Genomic DNA, 18,904 nt, shown 5'->3' on the forward strand with positions numbered 1-18,904 from the left:
AATAAATCTTTGAAAAATGTACCTCAATCTTTTTATACTTGAAAATGTACTGATCTATTACAGATTTTTGTTCGCGCTTTAAGAAGAGACCCGAATTTTCATTCGTGTTTTCATGCTTGCGGGAATTAAATAAAAGGAAAACAGAAATTAAAAAGTTGAAAAATTTATATCCTTAGAGAATTTTGGATAAATTTTTAAACTTGACAACGAGGCTAATTTTGAATTTTACCAAATAAAATATTGAAGAATGCCCTTTTTGATTAAAATTAAGAAATAAAATTCATTAAGAATTATTTTTTACCAAGCATTATTATATTGTTTTGGATAGAATAAATTTTGATTTCATTACATTTGTGGAATCCAATATACTCCGATGAATCCCAAAATGGTAAGTCCAAGAGAAGCAATAGATCACATAAAGTCAAATCAAAGGATTTTCGTGCACGGCAGCGCGGCAACTCCGGGAAGCTTATTGCGTGCCCTGGAAGGTAGAGCTTCTGAATTGAGAGCTGTAGAGATTGTCAGTCTCACTACTTTGGGTGAGATGCCTTTGGCCAAACCGGAATACTCGGACAGTTTCTATTTTAATTCCGTATTTGTGTCAGCCAATATCAGGCATTTGGTCAATAGCGGAATGGGAAGCTATATTCCCGTTTTCTTAAGCGAAATTCCTATATTATTCCGAAAAAAGATTCTTCCCATTGATGTTTCTTTGATCCATGTGTCTCCACCCGATGCTCACGGATATTGCAGTCTGGGTGTATCGGTGGACATTGCAATGGCTGCCGTCAAATCTTCTTCTTTTGTGATTGCCCAGATAAATCCTAAAATGCCGCGCACCCATGGTGATGGCTTTTTGCATGTGTCAGAAATCAACCTATGTGTTGAGTGTCATGACGAATTACCGGAATTGGATTATGGCGGCAGTGCTGGTCTGATTGAAAGTAAAATAGGGCAATATTGTGCCTCTTTGATTGAGGATGGATCCACCCTCCAAATGGGGATTGGAACCATTCCCGATGCAGTAATGGATCAACTTGTACACCACAAAGATTTGGGAGTTCATACAGAAATGTTTTCTGATGGTGTAATGGAGTTGCTGAAAAAAGGAGTGATCACCAATCGCTACAAAAAGAAACACCGGCGCAAAGTGATTTCCAGCTTCGCCGTTGGAAGCAGACGCCTGTATGATTTTATGGACGACAATCCTCTTTTCTCCTTTCATGAATCCGACTATGTCAACGATGCGTACATCATTAGCAAAAACCCAAAGGTCGCCGCCATCAACGGTGCCATTGAAGTGGACATTACAGGTCAGGTTTGTGCAGATTCCATTGGTACCTATCAGTTTAGTGGTGTGGGTGGCCAAATGGATTTTATGAAAGGCGCTGCCATGTCAGAAGGCGGAAAACCCATCATTGCCATTTCTTCCACCACCAGTAGAGGAGAATCCAAAATTGTTCCTTTCATTCAAGCAGGTGGGGGAATTGTAAGCACAAGGGCACATGTGCATTATATTGTCACTGAATACGGAATTGCAAATTTGTATGGAAAAAATTTAGAGCAACGCGCGGTTTCATTGACTCAAATTGCACATCCCGATCACAGAGAGTATCTGGATCGCGAGATTAGACAACGATTTGGCAGAAAAATATTTAATACCTAAATTTAATTATTTTGCAGGAACATTTTTTTCAAAACGCCAACAAATATGCCATCTGGTTTTGACATAGGTAGCATTCAAATATGGCCATTGCTTGCCGGTCTTGGCTTGTTCTTGTTTGGACTAAGTGTTATTGAGGAATCTCTTGGAATCCTCATCGGCAGGCATGTCAAAAACTTCTTGCGCACCCACACCAGGAATCCGATCAAAGCGGTATTGACGGGTGCGGCAGTGACGGCTATCCTGCAAAGCTCTACTCTTGTGACCCTATTGGTCATGTCATTTACAAGTGCCGGCATCATTGCCTTAAAAAGTGGAATCGGAATCATCCTTGGAGCCAATCTAGGGACCACATTTACCGGATGGCTGATCTCTTTGCTCGGATTTAAACTCAATATTCAGGAAGCTGTTTTACCGCTACTGGCCATTGGTGGTTTGGGAACTCTATTGATTAAGTCATCCGTATTTAATCAACTGTGTCGTTTTCTGATGGGATTTAGTTTTATGTTTCTCGGCCTGGGTTATATGAAAGATGGATTCGCAGAATTCGCTGCGACCATTGATTTTGGAATATTAGAAGGGCAGCCCATGGTCTATCTGTTGGTTTTTGGTTTTTTTCTTGCTGCCATGTTGCATTCAAGTTCAGCCTGCATGGTTATTTATTTATCGGTTTTATCGGCAGGATTGATTGATCTTACACAAGCTTTTTATCTGGTGATTGGATCCGATTTGGGAACTACCATGACCGGATTGGTGGGAACGGTCGGAGGCAATTCCATCAGGAAAAGAACCGGATGGGCTCAGTTTTATATCAATCTCATCAGTGGAACACTTGCTATTTTTATGATGAACCCATTGAGCCAATTGATTGTAGAAATTATGATGATAAAGGATCCTTTGATTTCCCTGGTGACTTTTCACAGCATTTTCAATACCATTGGAATTTTGACTATATTACCATTCCTGGCAAAATTTACTCAGTTGCTTGAAAAAAATATTAGCTCAAAAAAACACAGCAGATTAAAATTTGTCGCAGAAATAAATCCAAAAGAATCTCTTTCTTCTTTGTTTGGCTTAGAAAAAGAAGTGTCTCATTTTGTAGAGCAAACGATTGTTATCAACAAAACATTAATTGACTCGGCTGACAAAAATACAGACAACCACCATCTTTACTCTGAGCTTAAAAAATATGAGAATGAACTGAATCAATTTGTTTTAAAAATTCAAAGGAATCACCTCAATGATTCAGAAGCCAAAAGGTATGAAATGCTCTCTTCTTCTTTAAGGTATTCTACCCTTTCTGCCAAAGACATCAAGGATGTTTTGCACAATTTGGAATATATTAAAGATTCAGAAGATCCGCTTCTGATTCAGTTTTATCTAAAGCTTTTTCAGCTCCAATCTGAGTTTTACATCCGTATTTCAAGTTATTTGAAAGAACAAGATGAATACTCCAGAAATTTGGAAGTAATAAAATCAAATATCAAAAGAATCCACCATCTTTTGTCAGAAAGCATGGTTGTTCTGTCTGAATCCATTACATACAATCTGGATTATTCTTCAATCATGAATTTAATGCATGAGATCAACAATTCAAATGAATACCTGTATAGGTCTATTGAATTGTTGTCAGAAGTCAAACTAGTTTCATCCAATTCCTCAAATGCAACCATACCGGCTTAATCAGAATGAAGTACTTGAGCAGTTTGAAACTTCTGCCAATGGACTTACAGATGCGGAGGCGGAGGAAAGACTATCCCGACAAGGTCCCAATAAAATTGAAGCCCATAAAAAATCACCGATCCTTTGGATGTTCTTCAGGCAGTTTGCCGATTTCATCATTCTTGTACTGATCGTAGCCGCTGTGATGTCAGGTTGGATCGGTGATCTGGCTGATGCCCTGATTATTTTGATCATCGTCGTTCTCAATGCGACCGTTGGATTTGTTCAGGAGTACAAGGCAGACAGGGCTTTGGAAGCTTTAAAAAAAATGGCGGTTCTTCATTCGAAAGTGATTAGAAATGGAGAAGTCAAAGATTTACTTTCAGAGTCATTGGTGACAGGAGATCTTGTATTGCTTGAATCCGGCAATTCTGTTCCGGCTGATCTGCGTTTATTGGAGGCCCATGGTCTGAAATTGGATGAATCTTCTCTGACAGGCGAGTCCGTCGGCGTCGATAAAATCGCTGAGCAAATTCTGGAGGAGCATGTCGAGTTGGGTGATATGCGCAATCTTGCATATAAAGGTACGACCGTTACAAACGGACGAGCCAAAGGAGTGGTGATTGCTACCGGTATGAATACAGAGTTGGGACGTATTGCGTCTATGTTACAATTGAAAGAATCAGATACTCCCCTTAAAATTCGCATGAAGGAATTTGGAAAGAAATTATCATTCTTTATTATTCTGATTTGTTTTCTGATCTTTTTAGTGGGTATCTTGAGGGGAGAAAATTTGGTGGCCATGTTGTTGATTTCGATAAGTCTTGCCGTAGCTGCCATTCCTGAAGCTTTACCCGCCCTGATCACCGTCTCTTTGGCCAATGGTGCCAGGCGAATGGTCAGAAAAAATGCCCTGATCCGCAAGTTGCCGGCGGTAGAAACCCTCGGATCAGTTTCTATCATATGCACAGACAAAACGGGCACGCTGACATTAAATAAAATGAAAGTCCTCCATCACCACATACAGGATGGAGCAGAGCTGGAGAATATTCCCTTGCTATGGCTGGGTGTCTCATTAAATCAAGATGTGCAGATCGACGCGAATGGACAAATGATGGGAGATTCAACAGAACTGGCCATGGTAACAGAATTCATCCAACAATTTGGTTTAGAAAAACATCAGCAGCTCAGAGCTACATTTCCAAGAAGCCTGGAAATTCCTTTTGACTCTGAGCGAAAATTAATGACTACCATTCACAGAGCGAATGAAAAATACTTGGTGGTTTGCAAAGGAGCCATTGAAGCGATCATTCAACAATCCTCTATCCGTCCTGAACTGTCTTCTGAATTACAAAAAATAGCGGATGCATGGGCTTCAACCGGCCACCGTGTTATCGCATTTGCGTATAAGATGATCGATGCCTTGCCCGATGATAAAAATAAAACGTCATTGGAATCCAATTTGATTCCCTGCGGTCTTTTGGCCATGATGGATCCTCCCAGGCCAGAAGTTTTAAATGCAATTGATGAATGTAAAAAGGCCGGTGTGAAAACGATTATGATCACAGGAGATCACCTTTTGACAGCAAATGCCATCGCTCATCATATTGGATTGGTAAATGAAAGAAGTAGATCTGTTTCAGGAAAAGAACTATCTGCGATGACAGAGGAAGAATTCATGGAAACAGTTGAAAAAATAAGCGTTTATGCCAGGGTGTCTCCGGAACAAAAACTAAAAATCATCAGAACCCTTCAGAAAAAGGGACATTTTGTGGCCATGACTGGAGATGGCGTCAACGACGCTCCTTCTTTGAAGGCTGCTGACATAGGGGTCGCTATGGGAATCAGCGGCACAGATGTGAGCAAAGAGTCTGCGGATATGGTATTGTTGGACGATCGTTTTGGGACGATCGTCAGTGCCATAAAGGAGGGTCGAAGAATTTATGACAACATACGCAAGTTTGTCAGATATATCATGACCTGCAACAGTGCTGAAATCTGGACCCTGTTTTTGGCTCCGTTTGTTGGCTTGCCAATCCCACTGCTACCGGTACATATCTTATGGATTAATCTGGTCACCGATGGTTTGCCAGGACTTGCACTTGCCGGAGAAAGAGCAGAAAAGGATATCATGTCAAGACCTCCAAGACCCGCAACAGAAAGTTTATTTGCACAGGGGATAGGCTTACATATCGTTTGGGTCGGCATTCTGATGGCTGGTTTAACCCTTGGTGTTCAGGCCTGGTCGGTGCATCAAAAAATGGAGAACTGGCAGACCATGGTTTTTACCGTGTTGGCATTTTTACAACTGGCACATGCCTTATCGATCCGAGGAGAGCGAACCTATCTTTTCAAACAGGGTATATTTACAAACAAATGGATGATCATTGCGATTCTTTTCACCTTTTTATTACAGTTGATGGTGATCTACCACCCTTTCATGAATCGCATTTTTAAAACGCAACCACTTGATTTGAATCAATTGCTGATTTGCATTGGGGTGGCTGCAGTTTTGTTTCACGCTGTTGAAATTGAAAAGTGGATTAAGTATTTGATCCGAAAAAGAAATCATTCAATGTAAGTATCGATACTTTTATAAAGTTATGAAAGAAAACTCAAGTAAATTATTTCTACATGGAGCATTGGGCGCTGCCATTCAATTCGAAAAGCTGAAAAACATGTATCAGGATGAACAGCTGCCTTTGTTGCTGGATTTTATAGGTCATGGTCAAAATGAAAAGCTTACTGGAAATCTGAACGTTGAATGGTTGTCTGAGCAGTTGGTGACATTCATCGAAAAACAAGGAATAAGCAGACCCAATATTTTTGGTTATAGTCTTGGAGGTTATGTGGCAGTTTATACTGCTTCTAGGTTTCCCGATTTAATTGGTAAAATTGTTACCCTGGGAACAAAATTTGCATGGAGTCCTCAAGTAGTGAATCAGCAATTTGGTTTTTTGGATTCCGAAAAAATCAAAGCAGAAATGCCCGCTTTTGCTACAGGATTAAAAGAGCTGCATGGAGATAAATGGGAAATTTTAACCCAACAAACTTTTGGTTTGGTCCATAGTTTGGGAAATCATCCATTGATCGATGCGCCTTGTCTTTCTAAAATTCAAATTCCGGTCTTTATCATGCGAGGGGAAAAAGACAAAATGGTAAGTGAGGAAGAAAGCATCGACACGGCGGATCAAATTCTCCTTGGCAAATATATTTGTTTGCCAAACACGCCCCATCCTTTGGAAAAAGTAGATCTGCAGATGCTCTATGAAAAAATCCAGGAATTATTCCACCATTAGTTTTTAATTTCTATTTTATCCCACATCTGTCCAAAATAATTTTTAGAAACTAACTTTTCCACTTTTTGTCGCTCACGACTGAACGATCCAAGCTAAAAGCTTGGTAGAGTGCGACAGCACTCTAAGTGAAGGAGCCGCGAAAGCGGAGTACCAAAAAAAACGCAGCCTTTTCTAAGGCGGCATCTTCCTTGGTTCTATTAGGCTTAATTGGGTTCATTTTGCAAGGTTCTCTGTTGGGACAGATTTTGGGCGCTGTATATTGCCGCTCCATAATTTATTTTCACTATGCTAGTTTGTTTGATGGGTGCATCATATTAGTTTCAGTTAAAGGAGCGACAATATAAGGCGCTATTTCCAAAATCTGTCCTTCTTGGGCCGCTGACGAAAAGGCTCTTAATATTAATCATTAATTAGATTGAAATATCAGAAAGAATGATGGTTTTCAAGCATTTCAATGCGGCCTAGGGCTCCGTAGTGATTGAGCGATCCACGACTTTAGGAGTGGTCGAGTGCGACAGCACGAGAAGTGAAAGAACGCGTTAGCGCTTGTGGGAAGCTAAACAAAAGAATGGGCCATCGAGGCGGCGCACTCCAAGCCGTCCTTTGAGGGACGGTTCCCTCCTTTTGGAGTGACTTTGTGTCACTCCAATGTTCCCCGTATGGGGAACACCAGTCAGTCACATAGCGAAAGAGCTGCAGTTGGGTGAGCGAGGTGATCGTAGCGAAGTATCCTGCCACGCAGGATACCATCGTACGACAGTGCGATGGCGAAGTGAACCGCGAAAGCGGATAATTGAAACAACGAACTATCTTTGTTTTATCCCTTGCGCCTTGCCCCCAATTTGTTAGCAGGCCAAAAGAAAGTAACATACATGAAGTTTGATAAACAAAAGAAATTTTTTAAATTGCAATAACTGTTATGGGGTTCAATTTTAAAATATCGTTACAAAATTTGTATACACATGTAAATCAATAGCCATATTTTCAATTTAAAATTATTTTGGACAGATGTGATTTTATCCTTATTCATACAAACGTTTGATCGAGAATAAAGCTTCTGTGAAAAAATATTAACAGCGACATAAAGCTAAAGAAGTTCCAATTTAGCAAGTTAGCATGGTTTGAAAATTTGGAAGGAACCGCAAGGTTATTATGCGTGGCAACACAAATTGTAAATAAACACCTAAAAAACTTGCGAAAAAAAACCTCAATTAATTATTGGATGCAAACTCCACTCAGATAAGCTTGCGCGGGCTGATCGCGACGATCCAGAAACTTATTGCCGATTTAAAAACCGAAACAAACAAAGTTACTTTGTTATCAGTATATCCTCGCTATATCCCTCACTTTGGGTGGCAGATGGTCTTTCCGGCAATTCATTTCTCCGTAATACCGGAGTTCTCAATTTAAATCTTTCCCAGGGCTTTGTCCAAATCAATTTTGGCCATGATCAACTGAATCTGCGCTTCCAAAATATGGGCCTGAGCTTGATACATATCCCTTTCGGCTTGGGTGATTTCGATGGAAGATCCAATACCTTCTTTAAATTTAATGTTGCTGGTGCGATAAATTTTTTCGGCGAGGGCAAGCGATTTTTTTCTGGTTTCAAGGGTGTTGAGGGCATTCAGATATTGGGTCCGCGCATTGTTGAATTCCAGGCCAACACCCCGCTCAAATTCTGCGAGCTGCATTCCTGTCTTGGTAGCAACCGTCTTCGCCCTTCTGATCTTTGCTTTGCGATCAAATCCATCAAAAATTGGTACATTTAAATTTAGTCCGACAATGGAAGTGGGAAACCACTTGTTTTCCTTGCTGTCAAAAAGATCGTTTCTCTGTAAAACTTCCTGATGGGTGATAAATCCTGTCAAACTGGGAAGATAGGATGCCTTGTACCTTCTCACATTGATGTCTGCAAGCTTTTTCGCTTGCTCTATCACCAGATACTCAGGTCTGGCGCTGGTGTTGATCTGAAAAGATGGATCCATTACTTCAGCATAGGACTTGTTGAGAATTTCATTGAGCGTTTCTGTCTGAACCAACTCCTTTTCCAATGGATAGGACATCTGAAACTTGAGAAGATTAAGTGTAAACTCAGCCAATCGCTGCAATTTTTCTCTTTCTGCTTTTAGGTTTTGAAGGGAAAGCTCAATGCGCTCTACATCGAGTTGTTCTGCAAATCCAACTTTGTAGATTTGCTCCGTTTCCTGATAGACTTTTTCGAGATTGCCAATGTTCTTATCTAAAACACTGATATTTTCTTTGACTGAAAGCGAACTCAAATAAGCCTTGGTTACCTGATAGCGTACGTCCGCTTCAGATTGTTGAATTTGTTTTTGAATTAATTCCGCATATAGTTTTTGGGCTTTAAGTCCTACAAAAAAACTTCCATCAAAAATCAAGGTATTCAACTGAAGTCCGGCGGTGAGGTTGTTTTTTAATCCAAACTGTGCCGGAAATCCGGAACCAAAATCAATGGTTCTGTCGGGCAACAAATCTTCCTTAAACAAGACACCATAGACTGCAGGAGAAATAAAATCCGGTATAATCTGGGTGGGAATATTCACAAAGTGACTATATCCCAGACTGCCGGTGATTTTCGGCATTCCGATGGCATAGTATTCCAGAACCTGATCTTTGGCATCCTGAATGTCCAGTTTTTGGATGGCCAGGCTTTTGCTGTTCTCCTGCCCGTAGCGGACTGCTTGTTCCAAGGTAAAAGAGGTTTGTGCCTGAAGGAGGGTTCCTGTCAGTAATAAAATGAAGAGAAAAGACTTAAATGTCATTGTTTTTGAATTAGGACTGAGCACTTAATAAAACAGAAGGAAAATTTGAAATTCATCAGGGATCAATAAACGTTTTCTAACAAACAAATCAAACTTTTGTTAGTCGAATCCGACGCTTTATTGCAAACAAATTCTTAATTAATTAAGGTATAAAGACTAGAAATTCTCAACTTTTTTGGGTTTTCAGGTTTTAATTGGACCATGAAAATGATAAATCTGATTTATACATTTGCCATTTTGGCAATGATCAGCTATCCAACTTGCAAGGATTCCCCGGCCAAACAAGATACAGGGGAAACTTTGTACCGGCGATATTGTGTGACCTGCCATGGAATCCAGGGGGATCTGATGACCAATGGCGCCAGAGATCTCAATCAATCTCTTCTCAACCTTGAAGAGCGTGTATTGATTATCACTGAAGGCAGAAATGTGATGACAGGATTCAGAGGTACACTCACAGACAACCAGATTCGAATGGTGGCTGAATATTCAATGGGATTTACAAACCGTGCCGGTGGATCAAAGCAAAAGTAAAATTTTGGTGACCGGTGCTACCGGAAATCTCGGCAGGATTCTTACAGGAGTTTTGGATAGATACCATCCTGGTCAAACCATGTATTTGTACCATTCGAATCCTCCAAAAGTGCTTTCGGAACAGTGGTTTCGGACGGATTTGCTGGATCCGGAATCTTATGAACCTTTGCTTTGCGATGTCAAAACAGTGATTCATTTGGCTCAGGTACCAGACGCATTTGTTGCGGAGTCAAATGATATTCTGAAGGACCAACTTAGAATGACGGAAAATCTGCTTCACAGTTCACTCGCTTTGGGTGTTGAACAAATTATTTTTGTGAGTACTTTGTCCACCTTAATTCGAAGCTTGGATCCCAATTTAATCACTGATCAGGGCAATCATTCACCCCAGTTGCACAGCATACTTGCTAAATCAAAATACAAGGAAGAATTGTTACTTAAAAAAGCAGAAGCAGAAGGTCTGGAAGTCCTGCTATTTTATTCTGCACCCTATTGGGCAAATACCAGAGTTGGATCTAAAATGCCATCCGAACTTCAAACAGAATCTTGTTACTTTCAGTGGACCTATGATCCAACAAAATTGGCAGATTTGATCGTCAAAGCGATTGATAAACCGCTTTGGGGTTCCCGTATCGTTCTGGCGGAAGAAAATCCGGTTCAATCGAGATCTCAGACATCGTTTTTGGCAAATCGGCCATCTTTGATAAGAAATTTAAAATCATGGACTTCCGTATTTATAAAAAGCGCAAAATTATTCTTTAATAAACCCCGATCTGAAGAAGCGTTTTACAAATTTAGATCGTTTGTCTTAGAGGATCGTAAATCAAGAGATCTTATTGAAGAATTAGAAAATCCCGTTTTAGTCAATAGAATTTGAATATTATTTAAACATTAAATTTAATTCTATTTATAAATAATTTATTATTAGTAACTTAAACAGACAGTTAATTTTTGCCAAAATTATCCCTTAGGAAATCATTTATAAAGTGTATTTTCGCGTAAAATTTCAAAACAAATAAAATATGAAAAGACTATTACTATTTTCCATTCTTTGTACACTGGTTACTGGCCTATCTGCACAGAAGGTCATAACAAGAGTAAACTCCCCGCTTCGATAGCCGGTACAAAAAATTTTGTTGCGGCTACATTTGGTGGAGATGTCACTGCCGGAGTAATCACTGCTGATGCTACCTGTGCTGTACCAATTATAGCTTGTGGTGCTTTGACCAACGCGGCAGAAGTCAGTGGCAAAATTGCTTTGATCGACCGTGGAACCTGTGCTTTTGTTGACAAATGCCTCAATGCCCAGAACGCCGGTGCGGTGGCAGTAATTGTTTTTAACAACATAGCAGGAGCTGTGCCATTTGGCATGGGAGGAACCAGCCTGGATATCACCATCCCGTGCGTAATGCTTTCATTTGAGGACGGTGTTGCCCTTAAGGCTGCCTGTGCCGCAGGAGAGCCCATCAATATTACCATTGGTGCTTTGCCAAGACAGGAGAACGATTTGGCCATTTACAACAATGTACTTCCAAATTATTCGGAAACCTATGTCTTCAATCCACAATGGGGTGCTATTCCAAACAAGGAGATCACTACAGCGGGTGAATTCTTTTATTTGCCAGGTGGTTTCTTCAGAAATGAAGGCACTGCTACGATTGATAACATCAACTTATCCCTTGATATCAGCAAAGATGGAAACCAGGTCAATTCACAAATCACCGATGACAACGTGTCTCTTGAGGTAGATTCCATTTCAGGCTTATTGTTTGACGGGTTTGACTTCAGTACCCTCCCTGCAGATGCAACCAGGATCGGAAGATACAATATTGCTTATGCAGTGGGAAATGGACAACCTGACCCCATTGATTCTGACAACAAGTATTCCACCTATTTCAATGTGACAGACAATATCTACTCCAAGGGTCGTTTTAATACCACCACCAAGATAGGACAAGTGGCCCAATACTGGGGAGGAGGAACTGAATTCCGCGAATTGTTGTCACCCATGACTCTGAGATATGCCAAAGGAGCAACCATTGATAGTTTGTTTACTGCCATTGCGTCCAACGAGCCTCTGGCTGGTGTTTTCGTGGAAGGCAGGCTGTACAAGTTTAATGACCTCAATGGAGACAATGACATCACCAATGACGAACTGGAATTGGTGGCCATTGGTGCTTATTCTTTCCCGCAGGATTACGCAGCCACTACAGGCAACATCCGCTTTGGTTTGGATGACCTGGTGGGTGATCCAACCACACCTTACACCGTAGAAGATGACAATGTGCTTTATTTTGCCAGTGTTTCCTATCCTGGTGGTGCTAATACTTTTTTCAACGGATACGATATTGAATTTTCCCAAAGGAATTATTTCAGGTTTAAAGAATCCCTTATGGAACTCGATATCACTGATTATCCTTATCTATCCGTGAGGGCACAAGATGCAACCACCGGTGGTCCAGATATCGTGAATGCAGGTTTATTTTATGTGGATGCCAATGGAGACGGTACCGCCCAGGATCAAGAGATTGCTTTCTTTTCTCCAACCATTGCCATCGAAGTGAACTATCAGGAAATCAATACGAAGGACATCAGCGGAGATCTAGGTGTTCAAATTGAATTGAGTCCGGTTCCTGCCAAAGATTTGATGGTCGCCAAATTCAGTTTACCTGAAGCCGGAAAGGTTAATTATCAAATCATTTCATCCAATGGAAATTTGGTATTGAGCCAGGATGACAAAATCACTGCCAAAGACTTTACCACCACGTTTAACTTAAACGGATTGGCCGCAGGTACTTATTATTTGAAAATCAACACCGATAAGGGCTATATCAAGAAGGCCTTTATGAAAGTGAATTAATAAGGGATATTTAATAAAATAAATATATTGAGAAAACCCTCCATGCCTATCCGCTGGAGGGTTTTTTTATTGTAGAATCACTTTTTTGTTTTTGAATCGTTTTATATTGATTCCATGTTTGCATTTACATTTTTGTAGCTTTGTCAAATCAATTCGAATAAATCTTCAACCGTAATAAATAAATTATGAAAAAAAATGTACTCTTCTTGTTTCTTTCGTTGGTTGTTTTTGGACTCCATGCCCAAAAGATCGTAACACGAATCAATTCGCCTGCATCCCTTGCAGGAACCAAAATTTTTGCCGGAGCTGATTTTGGCGCGGATCTTTCCAGTGGCTTATGGACCGCAGATGCCATCCTGGCAGAACCTCTTCTGGCTTGCACGGATATCACCAACGCCGGCGCAATGGCTGGCAAAATTGCCGTCATTGAACGCGGAATTTGCTTTTTCGATGAGAAGGCGCTCAGAGCCCAGCAAGCAGGGGCAATTGCCGTGGTGATTATCAATCATGGTGATTTTAGCAATCGCGGTGGTCCTCCTTATACCTTGTTTGTGGCTTTTCCAAACATTGCCGCTCAGGTCACAATACCCTGTGTGATGTTGGGATACGATGACAACCTTGCCCTAAAAGCTGCTTTTGCAGCAGGTCAAACGGTCAACATCAGCTTAGGTGCTTTGCCAAGACAAGAAAATGATCTTTCCATCTATACCAATGTGTTGCCCAATTATTCTGAAACCTATGCATTCAACCCGGTCTGGGGTGCAATACCAGAAGGAATGGCAAAAGCAGAAGGACAGAATGTCTTTCAGCCCGGCGGTTTCTTTCGCAACGAAGGCACTGCCACCATTGACAATGCCAATCTCGAATTTTCCATCAGCCGTGGAGGAACGGAAATGTTTAAAACCATCACCAATGATAATGTCTCCGTTGAAGTTGATTCTATCATTGGCCTGTTGAACACCCCCTATGATTTGTCCAATCTGTCCCCTGGAAACAAAGTGGGAAATTACTCCATTCGCTACGAAGTTCGCAATGATAAACCCGATCCGGTTGATTTTGACAATGTATATAACACATCTTTCAACATCACGACAAATATTTTGTCCAAATCCAGATTCAATACCTCGACCAAGGCTCCCTTTGCATCACAGTACTGGGGAGGTGGCACCGGCTACAGAGGATTGATGAATGCTTTTCAAATAAGGTGCGGCGCTGGGACAACTTTTGACAGCCTTTTTACAGCCATCGCCTCCAATGAACCTTTGGCAGGAATGTTTGTGGAAGGAAGAATTTACAAAGTCAATGACCTCAATGGAGACAATGACATTACCAACGATGAGTTAGAACTGGTGGCCATTGGAGCCTATTCTTTTCCAAATAACGTCAGTGGCAATTTCGGCACCATCCGAATCGGATTGGACGATCTTGTGGGCGACCCCACCACTCCGTATACCGTTGACTCTGATGATGCACTTTATTTTATGAGCATCGAGTACCCGGGAGGAGCCAATTCTTGCTTTATGGCCTATGATGTAGATTTGTTTCAAAGACAATACTTCAATTACAAGAACAACCTGCAAGAATTGTCATTAACGGATTACCCCTATATCTCCGTCAATGCCACTGATGCCACCACCGGTGGTCCGGACCTCGCGAACGCGGGATTGTTTTACATTGATGCAAACGGGGATGGCACTCCTCAGGATCAGGAAATTGCCTTTTTTGCTCCTTCCACCTCACTGGAAATGAACAACTACAATCCTAGCACCGTTTGCCTTGAAGGGGTGGCAGTAAAAGATATTTCTGATCTGCTGGGCGTACAACTCGAACTCAGTCCCAACCCCACCAGGGATCAGATCAATGTTCATTTTACCCTGCCTAAATCATCAGCTGTCCAATATCAGATCATTGGCATGGATGGTCGCGTGATGATAGAAAAAACAGAACAGCAGATTGCAAGAGAATTTAATAGCAAAATCAATGTAGGCCATTTGACTTCCGGAACTTATATCTTTAAGATCCTCACAGAAATGGGTTACATCAAAAAGTCATTTGTGAAAATGAATTGATGGTTAGTTTTCGATGCTATCCAGTTCCCAATTTGACTTTGGGTAGTGGGCGAGTTTTAATCTAAAATTTGAAATATTAATAATCAAAAAATTAACTACCCGATTTTTCTACCCAATTCATTTTAAAAATTCAACGAAAAAGCCCTTTCGCACGATCTGTGGAAGGGTTTTTCATTTTGTACAAGGGAGATTTCCGCACAAATCCCTGTAATAGCTTGGTATTTAATGAATTTTAAAAGCTTGCAGGCAGCGTTTTTCAATTATAACAGTTCTTTAAAAGTATCCCTGTGTCTGTGCCGAATCGCATGGGTTACTCGGCATTTGTATTACTTCATTCTGAAGCCTTATGATTTTTAGAATGGTCTTAGCGGTGATTTTGTGGGAGATCTCAGGATATGGAATAGCCCAGTGTATAAAACCTCTCACAGACCGGTGCGAGGAGGCTTTGGTGTTTTGTTCTCTATCAGAGCTTAATGGTTTTAAGTGCCAAACTTCCGGAGTGCCCAATAAACTCAACTGTCCGGTGGGAAGTCCGGGCAATAGGCTTAATTCTACAGTTTGGTTGGCATTTACAAGTCAGGGAGGAGGTGTAAACCTGAAGATAAAACCCCTCCATTGTAAGGGTAAAGGAGGGATTAAAGCAGGGGTTACCGCTGAATGTCATTGTCAAACGTATTTTCTTGCCAGCCCCGATTGCTCTGATGAACAGGTCATCGAGTTAATTGGCAATCTATCCGGTGCGAAAACCTATTATCTTTTTGTGGATGCCTGTGACAGCAGTGTTTGTGAGTTTGAGATCACAACTTCCGGCGGTAGCCAAGCCCGATTACCGGCTCTGGGACGTATTTCAGGCCCAAGATCAGTCTGTCGGGAAGCCTGTGACATCCGTTACTCTGTTAATATTGCAGGAGGTTTGGACCCCGCCTATAGATGGACTTTGGGAGGCGAGCTCCTTCATACCAATACAGGGGAAGTTTTATTAAATTTTGAGAAGGAAGGTAGCTTTGAGCTTTGCGTAAAAGCGCTCATTGGTAATCCGGTGTCTGGTTCCATCTGTGAGGAAACTGAACAAATTTGCATGTCCATACAAGTCAGCCAAATCCCTGACAGAATTCAGTCCATGCGGGTCATTTGCACAGATGAGTTACCATTTGACTGGCACGGCATTCTGATTGATACTCCCGGCACTTATAAAAAGAACATGATGGATCAAGTAAGCTGTTGCGCTTTTGATTCTGTGATCCATGTCCAAATCTGGCAGAGGACCCGGGGACAAAATTATTTTTTCATCGCCCCACACAAAAATGCTGCATTTACCGATCCCCATAGCAATAAAGCTTTTCTAGGTTGTTATAACGGCAGAGAAATTACCATACAAGGATCAGCTGAAATTGGAAAATGCGACAGTAGTTATTTCTTATATTCAATTGCTCCGGAATGGCAGTCCTCCTTTGAGTACCAACGCTTAAAATTTGAAGCCATCCACACACTAAAATTATCTGATGTCACCCGTTTGTGTGGTACGGATCCATTGATTAAATATTCTTACTCCTGGTATTTGTCATCGGACCCAATAAAGACAATTCTGTCCAGAGATTTGAGTGTAAAGGTGGAAAGGACAGGTAAATACTGTGTTGAAATCAATGCTGAAGTTTTATTTGGAAATGCGAGAAGGGAATTCACCTGGGAGGTGTGTGAGCAAATGAACGAGGGCCTGATCAAAGTTGGTCTCCCTGAAAAACCATTGCCCGACAGCGCTTTGACCGAATTGGATAAGTTCCTTTCGCTAAGAAAGTATCATCTGCCAAATGGGAATCTGGAAGCCGAAACTTTCAAAGCAGACATTTTTCCAAACCCCGCATCCCTTCATACCGATTTGCAAATTTCATCCAATAGGGTTCTGAATCAGTGGACCTTGATTGATTTGAATGGAAAGATCATCCAAATGCAAAATTTATCCCAAGTAACTTCATTCAAACTTCCCATTCACCATGTATTGCAAGCCGGATCGTACTACATTCAATTAAAATCAGCTGATCAAATTTTGACAAAAAAATTCATTTTTCACCTATAAAATTTCAAGCCCAATGAGTAAAAATTATTTCCTGATTATAATCCTCATTGTCCTTGGGGTACAGACAATAAAAGCTCAATGCACCCCAGCATTTGCTGAAAATTGCGAGGATTCTTTTGTATTTTGCTCCTTATCTGCATTAAACGGATATTGCTGTCAAAATCCCAATTATGCAAATCCAACCGGTTGTACTCCTTTATGTCCGAATGGTGGTTCTTCATACAATACCGGCTGGTGGGCATTTACCAGTCGGGGTGGTACAGCTTCTATTACGATTTCTTTTAGCAACTGTTCGGTCAATGGTCAGGGATTAAAAATGGGAATATGGGATGCTTGCGATTGTGATGAATCTATTGTATGTAATCCTGCATGCAATGGTCCCAGTACATATACATTAAATTTCAACCTTGCGAATTGTAAGACCTATTATTTTTTTATTGACGGGTGCAATGGTGATGTTTGTGATTTTTGCTTGACCACCTCAGGAGGTGGTGCTCCTTATATACCACCGATCAACAGCATTAGTGGGATGAAGGACGTATGTGTTGAGGCATGTAATGTTAAATATTCAGTCATTTTGGGTGGATATTGTGAACCATTTTATGAATGGAACCTTGATGGCAATCCGGTTGGTAATGAAAATGCAGAGCTGACTTTGGACTTTCCGGATGAAGGAGATTTTCAGCTTTGTGTTACGGCATACATTGGTAATCCTCAGGGGGGATCCATTTGTGATCAGGAAGGTCCGAAATGTACCACAATCAGAGTGAGACCCATTCCTGACAAAGTTGGCCCTCCATGGATTCTTTGCCCGGAACTACTTCCATTCAAATGGCATTCCAATCTGGTGGATGGTCCTGGCATTTATCATCAAAGCTATGGAGATCCAGGGAGCTGTTGCAAGTTTGACTCTGTCAGGGAGTTTATCATATTAGATGTCCCGGAAATGCCCGAGGTATTTCATTTGGGATGCAACGAACTAGATGCCTATATAGATCCTACGACCAGGCAGAGTTTTAACAATTGTCAGTACAACAGACCCATCCTCCTCAAGAAAAGTACAATGCCTTATCGATGCGACAGTTCTTATTTATTAAATGCGGTATTTTTGAACCATCAAGTTACATTCAGAGAATATTGTGATAGTGGTAAATTGTATCTTGAACCAAGAATCATAGATCGTACCAATAATTGTGATTTTATCAACCCACTCAGTCAGGACTATCGCTTCCGTTGGTATATAAAATCAGACAGCACCAAGAAATCAATTGATTCTATAGAGCGAATCGAACTGACTATGAAGGAGGAATACTGTTTGGAAGTTTTTGTCGATGCCACTTACGAAAAGATTCTTAAAAAATGCAGTTTTACTTTTTGTGAACAATGGGACGAATCAGAATTTTTTCCTTACGAAGTTTGTATCGATGGTGACTTTGAAGCAAAACCCGGTGACAGCGTACAATATACCATTGATACCCTTTTAAAACCGATGGTGAGTTCACAAACATGGACTGTAGAAGGTGGAATTATTCTGACGAGAGATGGAGGAAAGGACACCAGTGATGTGCTCGTCCTTTGGGACGATACTTCTTCCGTGAGAATGATTTGCTATCAATACAGCAACGAATGTGGCCTGAGTAAAAAATGCTGCAGAGACATTCGATTCACTTCCGCGGTTGGAGATTTTATTATCAATCCGGAAGACATCAGAATTATTCCCAATCCCGTGAATCAAAAATTCATTATTCAAACACCAAAAGAAATGAAAATTCAATCATTGCATATATTTGATCAGATGGGACGTATTGTAAAAGAATGGAAAAAACCAGGTACACTTGAATTTGACATATCCACAAATCCGGATGGATTGTATTATTTACTCATCCAAACTGATCGGGGAATGCTGAATAAGAAAATGATCCTTTTAAAATAGAATTCTTAAATATGATTAAAAATCCTG

10 protein-coding genes and 1 pseudogene are annotated in these 18,904 nt (G+C 40.9%); 10 read left to right on the top strand and 1 reads right to left on the bottom strand.

Translation table 11 applies throughout. From position 1 onward, the window contains the following. Nucleotides 1-373: 373 nt before the first annotated feature. From IPM48_02295 to IPM48_02310, 4 genes are read left to right on the top strand one after another with little or no spacing between them, the layout of a single operon-like run. Nucleotides 374-1,666 carry an acetyl-CoA hydrolase/transferase family protein gene (locus tag IPM48_02295; GenBank protein MBK9270401.1) on the top strand — a complete coding sequence of 431 codons (1,293 nt, stop codon included), beginning with the start codon at nucleotides 374-376 and terminating at the stop codon, nucleotides 1,664-1,666. Between the two features lie 45 nt (nucleotides 1,667-1,711). Then, nucleotides 1,712-3,346, top strand: coding sequence for a Na/Pi symporter (locus tag IPM48_02300; GenBank protein MBK9270402.1), 1,635 nt, complete (start codon nucleotides 1,712-1,714; stop codon nucleotides 3,344-3,346). Continuing rightward, nucleotides 3,327-5,906 carry a cation-translocating P-type ATPase gene (locus tag IPM48_02305; protein MBK9270403.1) on the top strand — a complete coding sequence of 860 codons (2,580 nt, stop codon included), beginning with the start codon at nucleotides 3,327-3,329 and terminating at the stop codon, nucleotides 5,904-5,906. The genes IPM48_02300 and IPM48_02305 overlap by 20 nt, the downstream gene beginning before the upstream one ends. A 22-nt stretch (nucleotides 5,907-5,928) precedes the next feature. After that, nucleotides 5,929-6,624 carry an alpha/beta hydrolase gene (locus tag IPM48_02310; protein MBK9270404.1) on the top strand — a complete coding sequence of 232 codons (696 nt, stop codon included), beginning with the start codon at nucleotides 5,929-5,931 and terminating at the stop codon, nucleotides 6,622-6,624. 1,406 nt (nucleotides 6,625-8,030) lie between these two features. On the opposite strand, the gene IPM48_02315 is transcribed toward IPM48_02310, so the two are convergent. Continuing rightward, the gene (locus IPM48_02315; GenBank protein MBK9270405.1) at nucleotides 8,031-9,407 is read right to left on the bottom strand and encodes a TolC family protein; all 1,377 of its coding nucleotides are present in this window, start codon (nucleotides 9,405-9,407) and stop codon (nucleotides 8,031-8,033) included. Nucleotides 9,408-9,614: 207 nt separating this feature from the next. Here IPM48_02315 and IPM48_02320 point away from each other — a divergent pair, with 207 nt between their 5' ends. From IPM48_02320 to IPM48_02345, 6 genes and pseudogenes are all read left to right on the top strand, one after another. Beyond that, nucleotides 9,615-9,941, top strand: coding sequence for a cytochrome c (locus IPM48_02320; GenBank protein ID MBK9270406.1), 327 nt, complete (start codon nucleotides 9,615-9,617; stop codon nucleotides 9,939-9,941). After that, nucleotides 9,922-10,818, top strand: a complete 897-nt coding sequence (locus IPM48_02325) for an NAD(P)-dependent oxidoreductase (GenBank protein MBK9270407.1) — start codon at nucleotides 9,922-9,924, stop codon at nucleotides 10,816-10,818. The genes IPM48_02320 and IPM48_02325 overlap by 20 nt, the downstream gene beginning before the upstream one ends. A gap of 126 nt (nucleotides 10,819-10,944) precedes the next feature. Next, a pseudogene (locus IPM48_02330) lies at nucleotides 10,945-11,388 on the top strand (hypothetical protein). 1,598 nt (nucleotides 11,389-12,986) lie between these two features. Beyond that, nucleotides 12,987-14,870 (top strand): T9SS type A sorting domain-containing protein, encoded by a 1,884-nt coding sequence (locus tag IPM48_02335; protein ID MBK9270408.1) that lies wholly within the window; start codon nucleotides 12,987-12,989, stop codon nucleotides 14,868-14,870. A 346-nt stretch (nucleotides 14,871-15,216) separates the two neighbouring features. After that, nucleotides 15,217-16,944, top strand: coding sequence for a T9SS type A sorting domain-containing protein (locus IPM48_02340; protein ID MBK9270409.1), 1,728 nt, complete (start codon nucleotides 15,217-15,219; stop codon nucleotides 16,942-16,944). 13 nt (nucleotides 16,945-16,957) lie between these two features. Further along, nucleotides 16,958-18,877 carry a T9SS type A sorting domain-containing protein gene (locus IPM48_02345; protein MBK9270410.1) on the top strand — a complete coding sequence of 640 codons (1,920 nt, stop codon included), beginning with the start codon at nucleotides 16,958-16,960 and terminating at the stop codon, nucleotides 18,875-18,877. Nucleotides 18,878-18,904: the final 27 nt, after the last annotated feature.

It is taken from the genome of Saprospiraceae bacterium (assembly GCA_016715965.1).
Lineage (GTDB): Bacteria > Bacteroidota > Bacteroidia > Chitinophagales > Saprospiraceae > Vicinibacter.

Excerpts from the sequence above, each read along its gene's own strand:
- IPM48_02320 (MBK9270406.1), top strand. The coding sequence starts at position 9,615 with ATGATAAATCTGATTTATACATTTGCCATTTTGGCAATGATCAGCTAT.
- IPM48_02335 (MBK9270408.1), top strand. The coding sequence starts at position 12,987 with ATGAAAAAAAATGTACTCTTCTTGTTTCTTTCGTTGGTTGTTTTTGGA.
- IPM48_02300 (MBK9270402.1), top strand. The coding sequence starts at position 1,712 with ATGCCATCTGGTTTTGACATAGGTAGCATTCAAATATGGCCATTGCTT.
- IPM48_02310 (MBK9270404.1), top strand. The coding sequence starts at position 5,929 with ATGAAAGAAAACTCAAGTAAATTATTTCTACATGGAGCATTGGGCGCT.
- IPM48_02340 (MBK9270409.1), top strand. The coding sequence starts at position 15,217 with ATGATTTTTAGAATGGTCTTAGCGGTGATTTTGTGGGAGATCTCAGGA.
- IPM48_02295 (MBK9270401.1), top strand. The coding sequence starts at position 374 with ATGAATCCCAAAATGGTAAGTCCAAGAGAAGCAATAGATCACATAAAG.
- IPM48_02315 (MBK9270405.1), bottom strand. The coding sequence starts at position 9,407 with ATGACATTTAAGTCTTTTCTCTTCATTTTATTACTGACAGGAACCCTC.
- IPM48_02345 (MBK9270410.1), top strand. The coding sequence starts at position 16,958 with ATGAGTAAAAATTATTTCCTGATTATAATCCTCATTGTCCTTGGGGTA.
- IPM48_02305 (MBK9270403.1), top strand. The coding sequence starts at position 3,327 with ATGCAACCATACCGGCTTAATCAGAATGAAGTACTTGAGCAGTTTGAA.